The sequence below is a fragment of the Kytococcus aerolatus genome (assembly GCF_900187395.1).
GTDB classification, from domain to species: domain Bacteria; phylum Actinomycetota; class Actinomycetes; order Actinomycetales; family Dermatophilaceae; genus Kytococcus; species Kytococcus aerolatus.
On sequence record NZ_FYEZ01000001.1, the window covers coordinates 709,887 to 724,315 of the forward strand.

Sequence of the window (14,429 nt, forward strand, 5' to 3'; positions counted from 1 at the left end):
GGTGCGAGGTGGCGTCCACACGCCTTGGACTGTACCTTTGGTACAGAACCATCTGCCGAGCCCGCGAAAGGGCCACCATGGAATCCACGTCCTCCCCCGCCACCGCCCGCACGAGCCTCCTCCCCTTCCTCGGAGTGATGGTCGCGCTCAACACCGTCTACCAGCTGGCCATCGCCCTGACCGGCCACCAGGTCGGGGTCGGCGCCGCCCTGGGACTCCTGGTGATCGCCCTCACCATGGCCGTCTACCAGCGCACCACCGGCCGGGCCCTGGGCAGCCTGCGCTTCGGCCGGCTCGTCGCCCACACCCTGGTGTACGTCACGGTCAACCTCGGCTTCCACCTGCACGCCGCCTGGCTCATCGCCACGAACGACACAGGGGTGGAGGGTGCGTCGGGCATCCCCGTGCCGGCCGACTGGGTCGGCCCCCTGGTGGTCATGCCCACGGTCTGGGGCATCGGCCTCCTGCTGCACGCCCTGGGCAGCCTGCTCGACCGCGGCTTCGAGACCCCTCGCGCATGACGGGGCTCACCCCCGAGGAGCAGGAGTGGGTCTCCGAGCTCACCGACAGCTGGGTGGCGGTCTACAAGAAGTCCGCCACCACCCTGGTGCTGCTGCAGATCCTCCGGGAGGACGGCCCGGCCAGCGCCGGTGACCTCGCCCCGCGGTTCACCCGGCGCACCGGGTGGACCGTCACCGAACGAGGGCTGTACCGGACCCTCCGCCGCCTGGCCGACGCCGGGGTGCTCAGCATCCAGAAGGTCGACGCACCACGCACGGGCGCCAAGCGTCAGGAGCTCCACCTGACCCCGGCGGGCCGGGAGTACCTGACCCGGATCGAGGCCCAGCTCGTGGCGGACGGCGGCCTCAGCCCTCGACGAGCTTGAGCCCCGCCACGCAGCACACGAGGCCGAGCAGCAGCAGACCCTTCACCAGGCTCATCGTCTCGCTGCCCGTGGCCACCGCGTAGAGGACGGTCGTGGCCGCCCCGATGCCGACCCACACCGCGTAGGCCGTCCCCACGGGGAGCTCCCGCAGCGCCCACCACAGGCCCCCGAGGGAGACGATCGACCCGAGCACGTAGACGGTGAGCGGGCCGACGTCCCGCCAGCTGCCGATCCGGTCCATCGCCGTGACCCACACGGCCTCGAACATCCCCGAGAGGATGAGCACGATCCACGCCATGACAGACACGCTCCTCGTGGTCGTCTTTGCGCGTGACCGGGTACGACCACCCTCGTCCGGGAGCCGGTCGGGCTCGGGCGCAGGATAGTCGTCCCGCGCCGGACGGGGCCTGCCGACCCGCGTCGTCCACCGCCCCGGCGACGGGGGCGACGGCGACGGGGGCGGGGGCGACTGAGCCCGCGACGACCCGCGCCTCACTCCCCGTCGGCGAGCAGCGCACCGACTGCATCGGAGCGCACGAAGGGGGGTGGGGCCGGGGGCTGTGTCTTCACAGAACGCGCGACCACACCTTCCACTTGCAGGAACTGTGAAGGGCGACAGGGTCGAGGGGGACGGCCGCCGGACCACCCCTCGGCGTGGTTCACGTCACCTTTGCGTTCGACCAGTGGCGGAGCCGGGCAGGACTGGGATACTCACCGGTGTGAGGCGACAGGTGATGTGGGACGGACAGGACGAGCTCCGCTGGTCGATGGAGCAGCTCGCCGACGAGGCGCTCGAGCGGGCCGGGGTCGACCTGGAGGCGCGCGGCTTCCTCGTCGGCCTGCCGGAGGACGACCAGGACCTCCCGGTGGTCATCGAGCCCTCCCGCCGGGCCTTCGACGTCCAGGGGCTCGATGGCCTCATGACCGAGGCCCGGTCCCTCTTCGACGACCTGCCCGACCCCGAGGAGGACGACGAGTTCACCGCCTCGGACCACTACGACGCGGCCCGGCTCGAGGGCTGCCGCCGCCAGGTCGTCACCGACGCCCTCACCACCAGCTCCCGCCTGGCGAACCGGACCATGCGGGTGGGGCTGAGCGTGGTGGTGGGCCAGTATCGCGTCTTCCCGGTCCTCGCGGTCCGCCGGGACGCGCTGGAGACCCTCCCCCGCCTCGACCGGGAGCAGGTCGGCGGGCTGCCGCTGGAGGAGTCCTTCCCCGAGGCGATCCTCACCGACGTCCTGCGAGCCGCCTCCCGCGAGCTGGACCGCGTGGTCCCCAGCACCCTGGTGGGCGTGGACGCCGGGGCCATCCTGCGCTCGGCCGCCGACAGCTTCGTCGACAGCGTCGTGGCCCGGACCGGCCAGGACTTCGCCCACGGCCTGCGCGACGCCCTGGACGCCGTCTCCGCCGAGACCTACGAGGGGCGGGCGAGCCTGGGGTCGATCGTGCTCGCGGCCCGGGACCACGAGCACGTCATCGAGGACGTTCGCTTCGAGCACGAGACCGCCCTGACCGCACCGAGCCTGTTCCGCAAGATGCTCGAGATGTCCGGGCGCGGCCTGCGGCTGCTCACCGACGGCCGCTCCGCCCACGGGCTGGGGGCGCTGTCCAGCTCCTACGACCCGTCGGCCCAGGACTGCTTCGTCATCGACGTCGTGGGCAACGGCGCCTGGGAGCTCTCGCACAACGGCAAGGCGCTGCTGCGGATGGACCACGGCAAGCCCTCGGTGCCCACCGAGGCGATGGACCCGGACACCTTCGCGGACACCGTCCAGCGGGTCTTCGGCAAGAACGGTGACGCCGACACCCTGTGGAGCATGGCCCAGGCCTGCGCCGGCCAGCAGCACGGCACGATGCTGGTGGTCCACCCCAACGCCGGGGCCGAGGGGGCCCGGCTCCTGCCGCAGGCCTTCACCATCGAGCCCACCCAGCTCGGCGAGCGCGCCTTCAGCACGCTGACGAAGATCGACGGCGCCGCCCTCGTGGACCCCCGCGGCACCTGTCACGCCGTCGGCGTCATCCTCGACGGGGCCGCCACCGGCACCGGCGACGGCAGCCGCGGAGCGCGCTACAACTCGGCTATCCGCTACCTGGCCGGCGAGGGCAAGGGCTCGATGGTCATCATCGTCAGCGAGGACGGCCGCATCGATCTGCTGCCCACCCTGATGCGCCGGGTGCGGCGCGAGGCCATCCAGGTCCGGGTCGACCAGTTCATCGAGGCCGTCCAGGACGAGGAGGACTACGAGAAGATCGCCCGGCTGGAGCGAGCCTGCGAGAAGGTCGAGTTCTACCTCACCCCCGAGCAGTGCGACGTGGTCAACGAGGCCCGGGAGGCCGTCGCCGAGCGACGCTGGGCCGAGGAGCGGGTGCGGCTCCAGGTCGTGCCCGTGCAGCCCCACCCGGCGATGGACGAGTCCTACTTCATCGATCCGGACTGATCTCGGCCGCGCCGGTCCGAGCCCGTCCGAGCTGCTCCGGCCGGCTCGTCCCCGCTGCCCGGACCGCCGCCCGGTCTTGTTACGATCGACTCCCCTAGGGGAGGAGGAGCAGGCATGGGTGCCGGCCACGACCACGCGCACGCCACGGCGAGCACGGCCCGCTCGCGGCTGGCGGTCGCCTTCGCCCTGACCTCCTTGGTCGCGGTCTCCCAGGCCGTGGGCAGCGTCGTCACCGGCAGCCTGGCCCTGCTCACCGACACCGCCCACGCCCTGGTCGACGCCTCCGGACTCCTGGTGGCCCTCGTGGCGGCCACGATGATGACCCGGCCGGCCAGCAGCGCCCGCACCTGGGGCTTCGCCCGGCTGGAGGTGCTCGCAGCCCTGGCCCAGGCCACCCTGCTCGTCGTCGTCGGGATCTACACCGCCGTCGAGGGCGTCCGGCGGCTCTCGGCTCCCCCGGAGGTGCCGCCCGGTGAGCTCCTGGTCTTCGGCGTCGTGGGCCTGGTGGTCAACCTCCTGGCCATGCTGGTCCTCGCCGGCGGGCGCGACGCCAGCCTCAACATGCGCGCCGCCTTCCTGGAGGTGCTCAACGACGCGCTGGGCTCGGTCGGGGTCATCGTCGCGGCCCTGACGATCCGCTTCACCGGCTTCCTGCGGGCCGACGCCCTGGCCGGCCTGTTCATCGCCGCGCTCATCGTCCCCCGGGCCGTGCGGATCCTGCGTGTGGCACTGCGCATCCTCATGGAGTACACCCCGGAGGGGGTCGACCTGGACGAGGTGCGCCGCCACCTGCTGGAGCGGGACCACGTGCTGGACGTCCACGACCTCCACGCCTCGGCGATCGGCACGAACCTGCCGATCCTCTCGGCCCACGTGGTGGTCGAGGAACGGTGCTTCGAGTCCGCCCACGCCCTGGAGATCCTGCAGGACATGCACGAGTGCCTGCGCACGGACTTCCCGGTGGCCTTCGAGCATGCCACGATCCAGCTGGAGACCCCGGCCATCCACGCACAGGAGCCGACACACAGCCTGCACGACTGAGGCGGACGCTGCCCGCGCGGCAGCCCCACAGGGAGGACCCCGTGACCGCACCGATCCCCGACCCGGGCCAGCGACTGCTCGGCGAGCTGCTGACCCGCGGCACCGTCGTGGTGCCGGTGACCCGGATCGGCGCCGCCTGGGTGGTGGGCGGGCTGTCCGCTGCCGCCGCCTCCGTCGCCCTGCTCGGCGCTCTCGGCGTGGTCCTGGTGCTGACCCAGGAGGGAGGCATCGGGGCCGCGCTCGCGGTGGCCGCGGCGACGGCGCTGCTGCTGGCCGTCACGGTGGTCGCCTTGGTCCTCGTGCGCCGCGGTGGGCACCGGCCGGTGGGCCAGTGGGTCCTGGACGCCCGGGGCGTGACGGTCGACGGTGTCGGACCGGTCCCCTGGGGCGACCTGCTGCCCCCGGAGCACCGGATGGAGTCGGCCCCTCGCGACGACGGCTACCGCCGGGTCCTCGTCATGCCGCTGACCGAGGCCGGCCAGCAGCGCGCGCTGGGGCTGGCCCCTGCGCAGCGACGGGTGCTCAACGAGGCCGTTCGCCCCACCGTCTGGGGACCCCGACCGCTGCAGACGCTGCTGGTCCGCCCCACCCCCGAGCTCTCGCAGGAGGAGCTCGGGGCCGTGCTGGAGCAGGCCCGCCAGGCCGCGCTGACCGGCCGGGTCCCGGTGCCCCACTGAGGAGGCAACCCCGGCCCCGCGGTCCGGCTGAGCCGGGCAGGTGTCGGCCGGCTGCCCGCTCCTCAGGAGTGGGGCAGGAGCATCGTCACCGTCAGCGTGGTCGGTTCCAGGGCAGTCACGGCGTGGCGCAGCATCGGCGTGAGGTGGAGCATCTCGCCGGGCGCCAGCTCGATCGGGCCGTCGGGGAGCGTGAGCTCGACCCGGCCCCGGTGCACCTGGATGATCACCGGGTGTCGGGCCGCGTGGTCGGCCAGCACGTCACCGGCGGCGAACTCGAAGACCACGACCTTCCCAGCCTCGGTGGCCAGGACGTTCTTCGCCCCGGGTCGGCCGCCACGGGACTCCGCCTCGCCGAGGAGCGGGACCCGGGTGGCGGTGCCGGGGTCGTCGTCACTGCCGGCGGCGGTGCCGTCCACGTGGTCGTCGAGCGTCATGGGTTCCTCCTTCATCGGGTCGCCGGACGGTCTCCGGCGTGTTCCGGGGACTGCGGCCCCGTCAGGTCAGGGCAGGTTCCAAGCGCGGTGTGGGCTCGGCCGGGGCAGGCTCACCACGCCAGCGGAGCACCACCTTGCGGAGCTCGTCGAACCAGAGCACGCACGAGGCCAGGGCCAGGCACTTCAGCCACTGGTCGAGGGTGAGCGCCTCGGTGCCGAAGGCCGCCTGCAGGAAGGGCACGTGCACCACGGCCACCTGCGAGACCAGGCCGAAGGCCAGCGACAGCCACAGCCAGCGGTTGGTGAAGAGGCGGTGGAAGGCCGAGACGGTCTCCGAGCGCGAGTTCAGCGCGTTGAACAGCTGCGCGAGCACCAGCGTGGTGAAGGCCGCGGTGCGGGCGTTCTCCACCGACTGGTGGCCCTCGACGAGCCCGCCGGGCAGCTCCATGTCCAGGGCCAGCAGGGTCACCACGGCCATCACCAGGCCGATGGTGAGGATCCCAGTCCACATCCGGGTGTTGATGACCCGCTCGGAGAGCGGGCGGGGCCGGGCGGCCATGACGTCCTCGGTCTCGGGGTCGATCCCCATCGCGAGCGCCGGCGCCGAGTCGGTGACGAGGTTGATCCAGAGGATCTGCGTGGCCAGCAGCGGGGCGACGACGGCCTCCCCGTGGCCGGTCAGGCCGAGGTACCCGGCGAGCATCACGCCGAGGAACATCGTGAGGACCTCACCCATGTTCGAGGAGAGCAGGTAGCGCAGGAACTTGCGGATGTTGGCGAAGATCACCCGCCCCTGCCGCACCGCGGAGACGATCGTGGAGAAGTTGTCGTCCACGAGGATCATGTCCGCGGCCTGCTTGGAGACCTCGGTCCCGGTGACGCCCATCGCCACCCCGATGTCGGCCTTGCGCAGGGCCGGGGCGTCGTTCACCCCGTCGCCAGTCATGGAGACGATCTGCCCCTCGGCCTGCAGGGCGGCGATGAGCTGGAGCTTGTGCTCCGGAGCCACCCGGGCGAAGACGGAGACCTCCCGGACCACCTCGCGCAGCTGCGCGTCGTCCATCCCGTCGAGCTCCGGACCGGCGACCGCCCGGGCGCCCTGCCCGACGATGCCGAGCTCCTGGGCGATCCGCAGGGCGGTGGCCGGGTGGTCCCCGGTGATCATCACGACGCGGATGCCGGCCCGATGCGCCTCGGACACGGCCTCGGCGGCCTCGGTGCGGGGCGGGTCGATGATGCCGACCGTCCCGACGAGGATCAGCCCCTCCTCGAGCGCCAGGCCCGCCTCGCCGTCGAGGGAGCCGTCGCCGGCCAGGGCCGCCTCGTACTCCCCCGGTTCCAGCGGCCGGTAGGCCACGGCGAGGGTACGCAGGGCCTGGTCGGACATCTCGGCGACGTCGCGCTCCACCTGCTCCCGGTCGGCGGCGGTGAGCTCCACGACGCGCTCCCCCTCCCGGGCCCGGGTGCAGTGCTCGAGCAGCACGTCGGGGGCGCCCTTGGCGACGAGGGTCCGCTGGACGCGGCCCTCCGCGTCGGTGTGGTCGGCGTCCTCGACGACCACCGACATCATCTTGCGGTCCGAGGTGAAGGGCACCTCCCCGATCCGGGTGAACCGCTCCTGCCGCCGCTGGGTCAGGCCGGCCTTCTGCTCGGCCACGACGAAGGCCGCCTCGGTGGGGTCGCCGATGACCGACCACGAGCCGTCCTCCTCCTGCCGGACCTCGGCGTCCGAGGCCAGCGTGCCGCCGCTGAGGACGACGATGTCCTCCTCGCGCAGGTCGAGCTCCGGGTCCTGCTCGAGCAGCGGTGCCCCCTCGACGAGCACGTCACCCTCCGGCGCGTAGCCGACCCCGCTGATCTCGGCCGCGCCGGAGCGGGAGCGGACCCGCACCATCGTCATCTCGTTGCGGGTCAGGGTGCCGGTCTTGTCCGAGCAGATCACCGAGGCCGATCCGAGGGTCTCCACCGAGGAGAGGGACTTGATGATGGCGTTGCGCCGGCTCATCGCCTGCACCCCGATCGAGAGGACCAGCGAGAGGATCGCCGGCAACCCCTCGGGGACGGCGGCCACGGCCAGCGAGACGCCGAGCAGGAGCACGTCGACGGCGTCCTGGGCGGTGCGGATGTCGCTGGTGAGCGCGACCGCCCCCATGACCACCAGGGCGATGACGATGACCGACAGGCCGAGCACCTTGCCGACGCCGGCGATCTCCCTCTCCAGCGGGGTGGCCTCCTGCTCGGTCTCGTTGAGCATCCGGGCGATGTGCCCCATCTCGGTGCCCATGCCGGTGTCGGTCACCACGGCCCGCCCCAGTCCCTGCGTGACCGCGGTGCCCTTGAAGACCATGTTCGTCCGGTCGCCCAGCGGGACGTGCTCGGCGAGCGTGGCCGGGGACTTGGTGACCGGCTGGGACTCCCCGGTCAGCGAGGCCTCGGCCACCTGCAGCGAGGAGGCGCGCAGGAGGCGGGCGTCGGCCGGGACCGAGTCGCCCTCGGCGAGGACCAGCAGGTCACCGGGGACCACCTCGGTGGCGGGGACGCGCAGCTGCTGGCCGTCACGCACCACCCCGGCGGTCACCTCGGACATCCGCTGCAGGGCGGCCACCGCGTCGGCGGCCCTGCCTTCCTGGACGTAGCCGATGATCGCGTTGGCGACCACGATGAGCAGGATGACCACGGCGTCGACCGGGAAGCCGTGGGCCCCCTCGAACCACCAGGCCGCCACCGAGATGACGATGGCGGCCAGGAGCAGGTGGATCAGCGGGTCGGAGAACTGGCGGGCGAGGCGCTTCCAGGCCGGTTCCGGGGGCTCGGCGTCGAGCTCGTTGGGGCCGTGCTGCTCGAGCCGGGCGGCGGCCTCGGCGACGCTCAGGCCGTGCTCGGGGTCCGTCCCCAGCTCCGCGGCCACCTCCGGCCCGTCGACCAGGGCCCAGTCGCGCTCCTGATCGGCGACGACCGGGGTGCTGAACGATGCGGCGTGACCCATGTCTCCACGCTAGCCGCCTCCCCCGACAGGCCGCCCGAGGCCCCAGGGTCAGTCCTCGGGGTCCACCTCCTGGCCGCCCATGAACTCCTCGACCCACTCGGGGAAGCCGTCCTCCTCGGGGAGCGCCCACTCGGCCGGTACGTCGATGCCCTGAGCGGTGACCCAGGCCCGGAAGTCCGCGACCGCCTCGGGCTCCTCCGGCGGGCACTGGAGGGCGAGGAGGTCGACCTCGTCGAAGCCCACCGCGAGCATGGCGAGCAGGTCGCGCGGGTTCTCGGCGACCGTGCCGGTCTCCCCGTCGGAGCCGAGGACCACGGCGTGCACCTTCACCGCCGTCGCGCCACAGTGCCAGCCATGAGCCGTCGCCCGAGGCCTCCGCGATGGGGAGGAGCCCGTCGGGCGTCCGCCCGTCGAACCAGTCGGCGAGGTCGAGACCGGCCGCGAAGACCGGCCGAGCTGCTCGTCGTCGGGATACGCGGTGAGGAAGGGGCCCTCTTCGCCCTTCACGACGTGGCCCTGCTCCTCCATCCAGAAGAAGGCCTGCTCGAGCTCTGCGGGAAGGGGGCCCACGAGGGGTGGTCGGCGGTCAGCTAGTCCCCGAGGCGTGACATGCGGCCAACCTAACCAGTCGGCCCACGCCGGGAAAAGGGTGAGTCCGCGACACCAGCCCAGACGGCCGCCGAGCCGCGCCTCCGCCGCCCGGGGAGCCCGTGCAGGCTTCGGGGTGAGGTCGGACTCGCAGAGTCCCACGAGCTCCTCCGATGCCACGACCTCGAGCAGCCAGAAGGCCTCCGAGTCCACCGAGAGCCGGTACTGGCCCGCCACCGAGGGCGAGGAACTCTGCGGTGTGATGACCAGCGTCGAGGGCAGGAGGGGCGACACCGAGGTGGTCTTCCAGGGCGAGGAGGCAGAGATCACCTTCACTCAGCCCAAGAACGCCACCCCGAAGGGCTGACGCCCGCAACACCCCGCTGGGGCTGGTCAGTCACCGCAGACTGACCAGCCCTGGCCCGGCTGGCCCCGCTGAGCGAGCGCGAGCGGGAGGTGGTCGGCGCCGTGGCCCGGGGACTGAGCAACGCCGAGATCGCCGCCGAGCTCTTCCTCTCGGAGGCGACCGTCAAGGCGCACCTGGCACACATCGTCACGAAGCTCGACGCCAACCGCATCCAGGTGGCCATCCTGGGCCACGACGCGGGGCTCGACGCCGCCGGCTGAGCCTCAGGAACCGGAACGCGGGGCGTACATGATGACGGCCATGCCGAGCAGGCAGACCCCCGCACCGAGGAGGTCCCAGCGGTCGGGGCGGTAGCCGTCGGCCACCACCCCCCCCAGAGGATCGAGCCGGCGACGAAGACGCCCCCGTAGGCGGCCAGCACCCGACCGAACTCCCCCTCGGGCTGCCAGCTGGCGACCACCCCGTAGAGCCCCAGCGCGATCACCCCGGCACCGACCCAGACCAGCCCACGATGCTCGCGCAGCCCCTGCCACACCAGCCAGGCACCCCCGATCTCGCAGAGGGCCGCGAGCACGAAGAGTCCCAGCGAGCGCAGCGTGTCCACGAGCGGACCGTAGCCGGGGGTCAGGGCAGGGGCACCTCCCGGCCCCGACGGATGGAAATCCGCCCCAACCCGCCCGCCCAGAACCGCAGCCATCGTCCTCTCCCACCGTTCACACGCATTCCCATGTGACTCCCGTCACATAATTGCTGGGTGCCCACCCCGCTAGGCTTGGCCTGACCGGCAGATTCGCCGTGAAGCGCCTTCGGGCCGACAGTGAGGCAAGGACATGTCCACTTTCTCGTTCTCCAAGAAACTACTTCTCTGGGGCATCCCTGCCCTTGCGGTGACGGCCGCCCCGGCCGCATCCACCCTCCCCGCAGACGGATCCGTGAGCGAGCACACCAGCACGCCGGTGGCAGTCTCCAGCTCGACCGATGAGGCCGACCCCCTCGAGGCGCAGCACCGCCTCGCGGAGTTCAAGACCTGGATCATCGAACACCCCGAGTTCGCCGATGCGGGATACATGGAGCAGATCAACTGGGCGGACGAGTCGCGGGTCACGGCCCTCTGGGACGCCGACCTCTGGGACGGCTCTGAGGCTGCGCGGAGAAGGCTGACTCAGGAGGCGGCCAGCCGGTCCATTCGCTTGGACTTCCAGCAGCGCGCCCACGGTCTGAACGACCTCCAGCAGATCTCCGGTCAGATCCTCGACCAGACGGAGCCGCTCGCGCTCATCGGGTTCGAGCTGGAGGCCGTCAGCACCCTGCGTGTGGACGATGGCCCGATCGAACTGATCGGAACCTTCGTCGAGCCGGCGCCCACCGCCCAGCGAGGCGACCTCGCCTCCATCGCGGGGGCACGCGGAGCGCAGTCCCCGGAGGACGTCGAGCGCATCGTGCGCGAGAGTGTGGGAGTCGACGTCGAGGTCGTCGAGGGAGAGGCGCTGCCGGCCAGGTCCCGCGCAGCGGACACCACGCCTTTCTTCGCTGGGGGCAGATGAAGGCCGATGGTGGCGGAATCTGCTCCAGCGGCTTCTCTCTGCGGTCGGGAGGCAGGACCTACACGACGACCGCCCGGCACTGCCGCGGAACCTTCCGGGCCTACAGCCGACCCTCCAGCGTTTATGGTTCCAACTACCGCTCGAGCACAGACGGAGCTGCAACCATGCTGACCGGACGAGGCGGTAGCCGAATGTTTGATGGCGCCTGGAGCAACTCCCCTGGATACAACAAGCCTGTGGCCGGCTACTACGACGTCAGCCTGAATGACAACGTCTGCACCAGCGGTGCAAACTCCGGTGTCCACTGTTCGGTGAAGATCACGGACATGAGCCGGATGTGGGACGACAAGCGCGGCGCCGTGTCCACCATCGTCGGAGTACGCCAGGGGGCTGGAATTGCCGCCATTCAGGGTGACTCCGGGGGGCCTGTCGCGGTGCCCTACTCCAGCGGCAAGGTGGGAGCAGTAGGGATGATCCAGGCGGTCTCCTCCCCCATGATGACCGGCACAAGCTGTGGTTCCGCCCGCGTCCGAGGCACGAACAAGTGCAGCAAGACCGTCCTTTTCACCTCTATGCGGACCATCGCCCGGAGCTTCAACGCGCCCCTGGTGACGGGGTGATCATGGTGAACCGACCTGCCCTGCGCGGCCTGGCGATCTCAGTGCTCGTCAGCGGTGGGCTGCTGGTCGGCTGCAACAACAGTGAGGGGCCGGACTCCCAGAGTCCCACCAGCCCCTCCGATGCCACGTCCTCGAGCAGCCAGAAGGCCTCCGAATCTACCGAGACCCGCTGCTGGCCCGCCACCGAGGGCGAGGACCTCTGCGGTGTGATGACCAGCGTCGAGGGCAGGAGGGGCGACGCCGAGGCGGTCGACCTCAAGGGTGCCCTCACGGTCGAGGTCACCCCGGACCCCGCCGGCGACGGGTACTCCCTGCTCGCCACCGCCGATGGGTGCCAGCTGTGGACCACGCCCCTGACCGGCACTGCCCCCAGGTGGACCCCCCACCCTGACCGCCGAACGGACTCGGCCATGGGGTGCGACTCCCCGACCGACCAGCCCGACTGGGTGATGGCGATGCTGGACAAGCCCTTCACCGTGCAGGTCGCCGACACCGAGGTGGTCTTCCAGGGCGAGGAGGCAGAGATCACCTTCACTCAGCCCAAGAACGCCACCCCGAAGGGCTGACGCCCGCAACACCCCGCTGGGGCTGGTCAGTCACCGCAGACTGACCAGCCCTGGCCCGGCTGGCTCCGTTGAGCGAGCGGGAGCGGGAGGTGGTCGGCGCCGTGGCCCGGGGACTGAGCAACGCCGAGATCGCCGCCGAGCTCTTCCTCCCCGAGGCGACCGTCAAGGCGCACCTGGCACACATCGTCACGAAGCTCGACGCCAACCGCACCCAGGTGGCCATCGTGGGCCACGACGCGGGGCTCGACACCGGAGGCTGAGCCTCAGCCCTCTTGGCCGAGGACCTCCTCGATCGTGAGCCGGAGAGCGCCTGCGTGCTGGGACACCACCTGCCACACGATCTCGTAGTCCACGGCGTCGTACTCGTGGGCGATGCGATTCCTCATACCGATGGCACGCCTCCATGTGGGGTCCGCACGTCGCTCCTCGAGGAACTCGGCGGGGAGCCGCACGGCCTCGCCCAGCTTCAGCACCAAGGAGTCCGCGGCCAGGTGGGGCACGCCCAGGTCAGGGTCGGAGTCGAACCACTCACGGCCTCTGTCGGCGAGGGCCTCGGCCCGGAGACAGAGCCGGTGGACGTCACGCAGGCGTGCCACCGTCCCCGGCTCGAGCCCAGCGTGTGCGTTCACAGGGCCACCGCGGTCCGCAGGATCTCGTGCCCGGGACGGAGCGCCCGGGAGGCGACCAACTCCACCGGCACCTCCAGCAGGGCCTCGGCCTCCTCAGCGGCGTCGATGAGATCCAGCAGGTCGATCTGAGGGGTCACGTCCACGAGGACGTCGAGATCACTCCCGGGAACGTCCTCCCGCCGAGCCACGGACCCGAAGACGCGCGGGTTGGTCATGCCGTGGCGGGCCAGCAGGGCGATGAGCTCGGACCGATGGCGGGCCAAGGCCCGCCCCGGCGTCGTGTGCAGCATCGTCTCCATCGCCTCAGAGTACCGAGAAGGCCGGTCAGGACCCCAGGGCCGACACCACCACGTGAGCCTCAGCCGCCGGAGCGCGGGGCGTACATGACCACGGCCATGCCGAGCAGGCAGACCGCTGCGCCGACCGGATGGCCCGGCAACCGACCGGAATCACGGCCTTCGTCCACTCCCACCGTTCACTCACGGTGGGTTCGGGGCAGAAGGGTGGGTCTGGCGGAGGAGCTCAGGCCCCGCGCGCGACGAGCGGCATCTCGCGCACCGTGCCGGCCAGCAGGTCGACCACCGCGATGCGGCCCACCAGGGGCCGCCCCTGCCCGGTGAGCAGCTTGACCGCCTCCGCGGCCTGCCAGGCACCGAGCATCGCCGGGGTGGCCCCGAGGATCTGCGGCGGGGCGGGCAGCTCCTCGCGCATGGCGCTGGCGTCCTCCCACTGCGGCCCGCCGGGGACGAACACGCTGAGCACGCCCTGCCAGCCGTCGATCGCCGACCAGATCCAGGGCACGCCGGCCTCCCGGCAGCTCGTCGAGATGGCCGTGCGGGAGGCGACCTTGTCGGTGCAGTCGAGCACCACGTCGAAGCCCTGCACGAGCTCGGCGTCCTGTGCGGTGAGGCGCCGGACCTCCCCCTCGATCCGCGACTCGGGCGAGAGCTCCCGCATCCGCTCGGTGACCCGCTCCACCTTGAGCGCGCCGAGGTCGGCGTGGGTGAAGAGGGTCTGTCGGTTGAGATTGCTCAGCTCCACGACGTCGTCGTCGAGGAGCACGATCCGACCGACCCCGCTGGCCACGAGCGCGGGGATCGCCCCGGCCCCCAGCCCGCCGCAGCCCACGACGAGCGCCGAGGAGGCCCGCAGCACCCGGTTGCCCTCCTCGAGCAGCACCCGCTGCCGGGCCCACTGGTCGTCCTTCATCGCGTCAGCACTCACCGAGACCCACCCACTCGTCACTCCCGTCGGCGAAGACCTGCTTCTTCCACACCGGCACCCGCTCCTTGATGCGCTCCACCAGCTCCGCGCAGGCCGGGAAGGCCCCCGCCCGGTGGGCCGAGGCGCAGCCGGCCACCAGGGCCACCTCGCCGATCGCCAGATCGCCCACCCGATGCTGGGCCACGGCCACCACGTCGAACTCCGCCTCGATCTCGGTGACCACCTCGGCCAGCACGCGCTCGGCCTCCGGGTGGGCCGAGTAGCCCAGCGAGACCACGGACCGGCCGTGGTCGTGGTCACGGACGACGCCCTCGAAGAGCACGACGGCGCCGTGGGTCCGGTCGGCCAGGTCCGCCCGGACGGCCGCCGGCTCCAGCGGCGTGGACTGGACGGTGGAGGCAGGCATGCGGCCCAGCGTACGGCGCAGGC

General features: G+C 71.8%; 19 protein-coding genes, 1 pseudogene and 1 riboswitch. Of the genes and pseudogenes, 11 read left to right on the forward strand and 9 right to left on the reverse strand.

The genetic code is table 11. From position 1 onward, the window contains the following. The first annotated feature begins 77 nt into the window (after window positions 1-77). Together CFT82_RS03215 and CFT82_RS03220 are read left to right on the forward strand one after the other, a co-directional pair. On the forward strand, window positions 78-521 hold the full coding sequence (locus CFT82_RS03215) for a hypothetical protein (RefSeq protein WP_143469464.1): 444 nt from the start codon (window positions 78-80) through the stop codon (window positions 519-521). Continuing rightward, complete coding sequence (locus CFT82_RS03220; protein WP_088817623.1) at window positions 518-886, forward strand: PadR family transcriptional regulator; 369 nt, start codon at window positions 518-520, stop codon at window positions 884-886. The genes CFT82_RS03215 and CFT82_RS03220 overlap by 4 nt, the downstream gene beginning before the upstream one ends. On the opposite strand, the gene CFT82_RS03225 is transcribed toward CFT82_RS03220, so the two are convergent. Then, complete coding sequence (locus tag CFT82_RS03225) at window positions 867-1,184, reverse strand: DMT family transporter (protein WP_088817624.1); 318 nt, start codon at window positions 1,182-1,184, stop codon at window positions 867-869. The two genes, CFT82_RS03220 and CFT82_RS03225, sit on opposite strands and share 20 nt — an antisense overlap. A gap of 14 nt (window positions 1,185-1,198) precedes the next feature. Next, window positions 1,199-1,262: riboswitch (guanidine-III (ykkC-III) riboswitch) on the reverse strand. Between the two features lie 358 nt (window positions 1,263-1,620). On the opposite strand from CFT82_RS03225, the gene CFT82_RS03230 reads away from it, so the two are divergent. From CFT82_RS03230 to CFT82_RS03240, 3 genes are all read left to right on the forward strand, one after another. After that, a complete protein-coding gene (locus tag CFT82_RS03230) occupies window positions 1,621-3,324 on the forward strand; it encodes a DNA integrity scanning protein DisA nucleotide-binding domain protein (RefSeq protein WP_088817625.1) in 1,704 nt (567 codons plus the stop codon). A gap of 114 nt (window positions 3,325-3,438) precedes the next feature. Continuing rightward, window positions 3,439-4,365 (forward strand): cation diffusion facilitator family transporter, encoded by a 927-nt coding sequence (locus CFT82_RS03235; protein WP_015779923.1) that lies wholly within the window; start codon window positions 3,439-3,441, stop codon window positions 4,363-4,365. Between the two features lie 41 nt (window positions 4,366-4,406). Next, window positions 4,407-5,042 (forward strand): hypothetical protein, encoded by a 636-nt coding sequence (locus tag CFT82_RS03240; protein WP_088817626.1) that lies wholly within the window; start codon window positions 4,407-4,409, stop codon window positions 5,040-5,042. A 62-nt stretch (window positions 5,043-5,104) separates the two neighbouring features. On the opposite strand, the gene CFT82_RS03245 is transcribed toward CFT82_RS03240, so the two are convergent. From CFT82_RS03245 to CFT82_RS11460, 3 genes are all read right to left on the reverse strand, one after another. Further along, the gene (locus tag CFT82_RS03245) at window positions 5,105-5,476 is read right to left on the reverse strand and encodes a cupin domain-containing protein (protein WP_015779925.1); all 372 of its coding nucleotides are present in this window, start codon (window positions 5,474-5,476) and stop codon (window positions 5,105-5,107) included. A gap of 61 nt (window positions 5,477-5,537) precedes the next feature. Beyond that, window positions 5,538-8,462, reverse strand: a complete 2,925-nt coding sequence (locus tag CFT82_RS03250) for a cation-translocating P-type ATPase (protein WP_088817627.1) — start codon at window positions 8,460-8,462, stop codon at window positions 5,538-5,540. 48 nt (window positions 8,463-8,510) lie between these two features. Beyond that, window positions 8,511-9,032 carry a hypothetical protein gene (locus CFT82_RS11460; RefSeq protein ID WP_143469465.1) on the reverse strand — a complete coding sequence of 174 codons (522 nt, stop codon included), beginning with the start codon at window positions 9,030-9,032 and terminating at the stop codon, window positions 8,511-8,513. A gap of 154 nt (window positions 9,033-9,186) precedes the next feature. Here CFT82_RS11460 and CFT82_RS03260 point away from each other — a divergent pair, with 154 nt between their 5' ends. Together CFT82_RS03260 and CFT82_RS03265 are read left to right on the forward strand one after the other, a co-directional pair. Next, entirely contained in the window at window positions 9,187-9,417 is a 231-nt protein-coding gene (locus CFT82_RS03260) for a hypothetical protein (protein ID WP_088817629.1), read from the forward strand. A 101-nt stretch (window positions 9,418-9,518) separates the two neighbouring features. Beyond that, window positions 9,519-9,677 carry a response regulator transcription factor gene (locus CFT82_RS03265; RefSeq protein WP_407656019.1) on the forward strand — a complete coding sequence of 53 codons (159 nt, stop codon included), beginning with the start codon at window positions 9,519-9,521 and terminating at the stop codon, window positions 9,675-9,677. Window positions 9,678-9,680: 3 nt separating this feature from the next. On the opposite strand, the pseudogene CFT82_RS03270 reads toward CFT82_RS03265, so the two are convergent. Then, window positions 9,681-10,021, reverse strand: a pseudogene (locus tag CFT82_RS03270) (YnfA family protein). 328 nt (window positions 10,022-10,349) lie between these two features. Here CFT82_RS03270 and CFT82_RS03275 point away from each other — a divergent pair. From CFT82_RS03275 to CFT82_RS03290, 4 genes are all read left to right on the forward strand, one after another. Beyond that, window positions 10,350-10,961 carry a hypothetical protein gene (locus tag CFT82_RS03275; protein WP_143469466.1) on the forward strand — a complete coding sequence of 204 codons (612 nt, stop codon included), beginning with the start codon at window positions 10,350-10,352 and terminating at the stop codon, window positions 10,959-10,961. A gap of 236 nt (window positions 10,962-11,197) precedes the next feature. After that, window positions 11,198-11,581: a hypothetical protein gene (locus CFT82_RS03280; protein ID WP_088817632.1), complete on the forward strand. Its 384-nt coding sequence runs from the start codon at window positions 11,198-11,200 to the stop codon at window positions 11,579-11,581. Window positions 11,582-11,583: 2 nt separating this feature from the next. Continuing rightward, window positions 11,584-12,147, forward strand: coding sequence for a hypothetical protein (locus CFT82_RS03285; protein ID WP_143469467.1), 564 nt, complete (start codon window positions 11,584-11,586; stop codon window positions 12,145-12,147). A 68-nt stretch (window positions 12,148-12,215) separates the two neighbouring features. Next, window positions 12,216-12,407 carry a response regulator transcription factor gene (locus CFT82_RS03290; protein ID WP_327078676.1) on the forward strand — a complete coding sequence of 64 codons (192 nt, stop codon included), beginning with the start codon at window positions 12,216-12,218 and terminating at the stop codon, window positions 12,405-12,407. A gap of 3 nt (window positions 12,408-12,410) precedes the next feature. On the opposite strand, the gene CFT82_RS03295 is transcribed toward CFT82_RS03290, so the two are convergent. The 4 genes from CFT82_RS03295 to CFT82_RS03310 form a co-directional block, all read right to left on the reverse strand. After that, the gene (locus tag CFT82_RS03295) at window positions 12,411-12,776 is read right to left on the reverse strand and encodes a HepT-like ribonuclease domain-containing protein (protein WP_088817635.1); all 366 of its coding nucleotides are present in this window, start codon (window positions 12,774-12,776) and stop codon (window positions 12,411-12,413) included. Then, complete coding sequence (locus CFT82_RS03300) at window positions 12,773-13,075, reverse strand: nucleotidyltransferase family protein (RefSeq protein ID WP_234994252.1); 303 nt, start codon at window positions 13,073-13,075, stop codon at window positions 12,773-12,775. Before CFT82_RS03300 ends, CFT82_RS03295 begins: the two co-directional genes overlap by 4 nt. Before the next feature lie 223 nt (window positions 13,076-13,298). Further along, window positions 13,299-14,000 (reverse strand): HesA/MoeB/ThiF family protein, encoded by a 702-nt coding sequence (locus tag CFT82_RS03305; RefSeq protein ID WP_143469468.1) that lies wholly within the window; start codon window positions 13,998-14,000, stop codon window positions 13,299-13,301. Beyond that, window positions 13,990-14,406, reverse strand: a complete 417-nt coding sequence (locus tag CFT82_RS03310; RefSeq protein WP_088817637.1) for a molybdenum cofactor biosynthesis protein MoaE — start codon at window positions 14,404-14,406, stop codon at window positions 13,990-13,992. The genes CFT82_RS03305 and CFT82_RS03310 overlap by 11 nt, the downstream gene beginning before the upstream one ends. Window positions 14,407-14,429 lie beyond the last annotated feature (23 nt).

Coding starts and splice junctions, on each gene's coding strand:
- CFT82_RS03215 (WP_143469464.1), top strand. CDS start 78: ATGGAATCCACGTCCTCCCCCGCCACCGCCCGCACGAGCCTCCTCCCC.
- CFT82_RS03220 (WP_088817623.1), top strand. CDS start 518: ATGACGGGGCTCACCCCCGAGGAGCAGGAGTGGGTCTCCGAGCTCACC.
- CFT82_RS03225 (WP_088817624.1), bottom strand. CDS start 1,184: ATGGCGTGGATCGTGCTCATCCTCTCGGGGATGTTCGAGGCCGTGTGG.
- CFT82_RS03230 (WP_088817625.1), top strand. CDS start 1,621: ATGTGGGACGGACAGGACGAGCTCCGCTGGTCGATGGAGCAGCTCGCC.
- CFT82_RS03235 (WP_015779923.1), top strand. CDS start 3,439: ATGGGTGCCGGCCACGACCACGCGCACGCCACGGCGAGCACGGCCCGC.
- CFT82_RS03245 (WP_015779925.1), bottom strand. CDS start 5,476: ATGACGCTCGACGACCACGTGGACGGCACCGCCGCCGGCAGTGACGAC.
- CFT82_RS03250 (WP_088817627.1), bottom strand. CDS start 8,462: ATGGGTCACGCCGCATCGTTCAGCACCCCGGTCGTCGCCGATCAGGAG.
- CFT82_RS03285 (WP_143469467.1), top strand. CDS start 11,584: ATGGTGAACCGACCTGCCCTGCGCGGCCTGGCGATCTCAGTGCTCGTC.
- CFT82_RS03300 (WP_234994252.1), bottom strand. CDS start 13,075: ATGGAGACGATGCTGCACACGACGCCGGGGCGGGCCTTGGCCCGCCAT.
- CFT82_RS03310 (WP_088817637.1), bottom strand. CDS start 14,406: ATGCCTGCCTCCACCGTCCAGTCCACGCCGCTGGAGCCGGCGGCCGTC.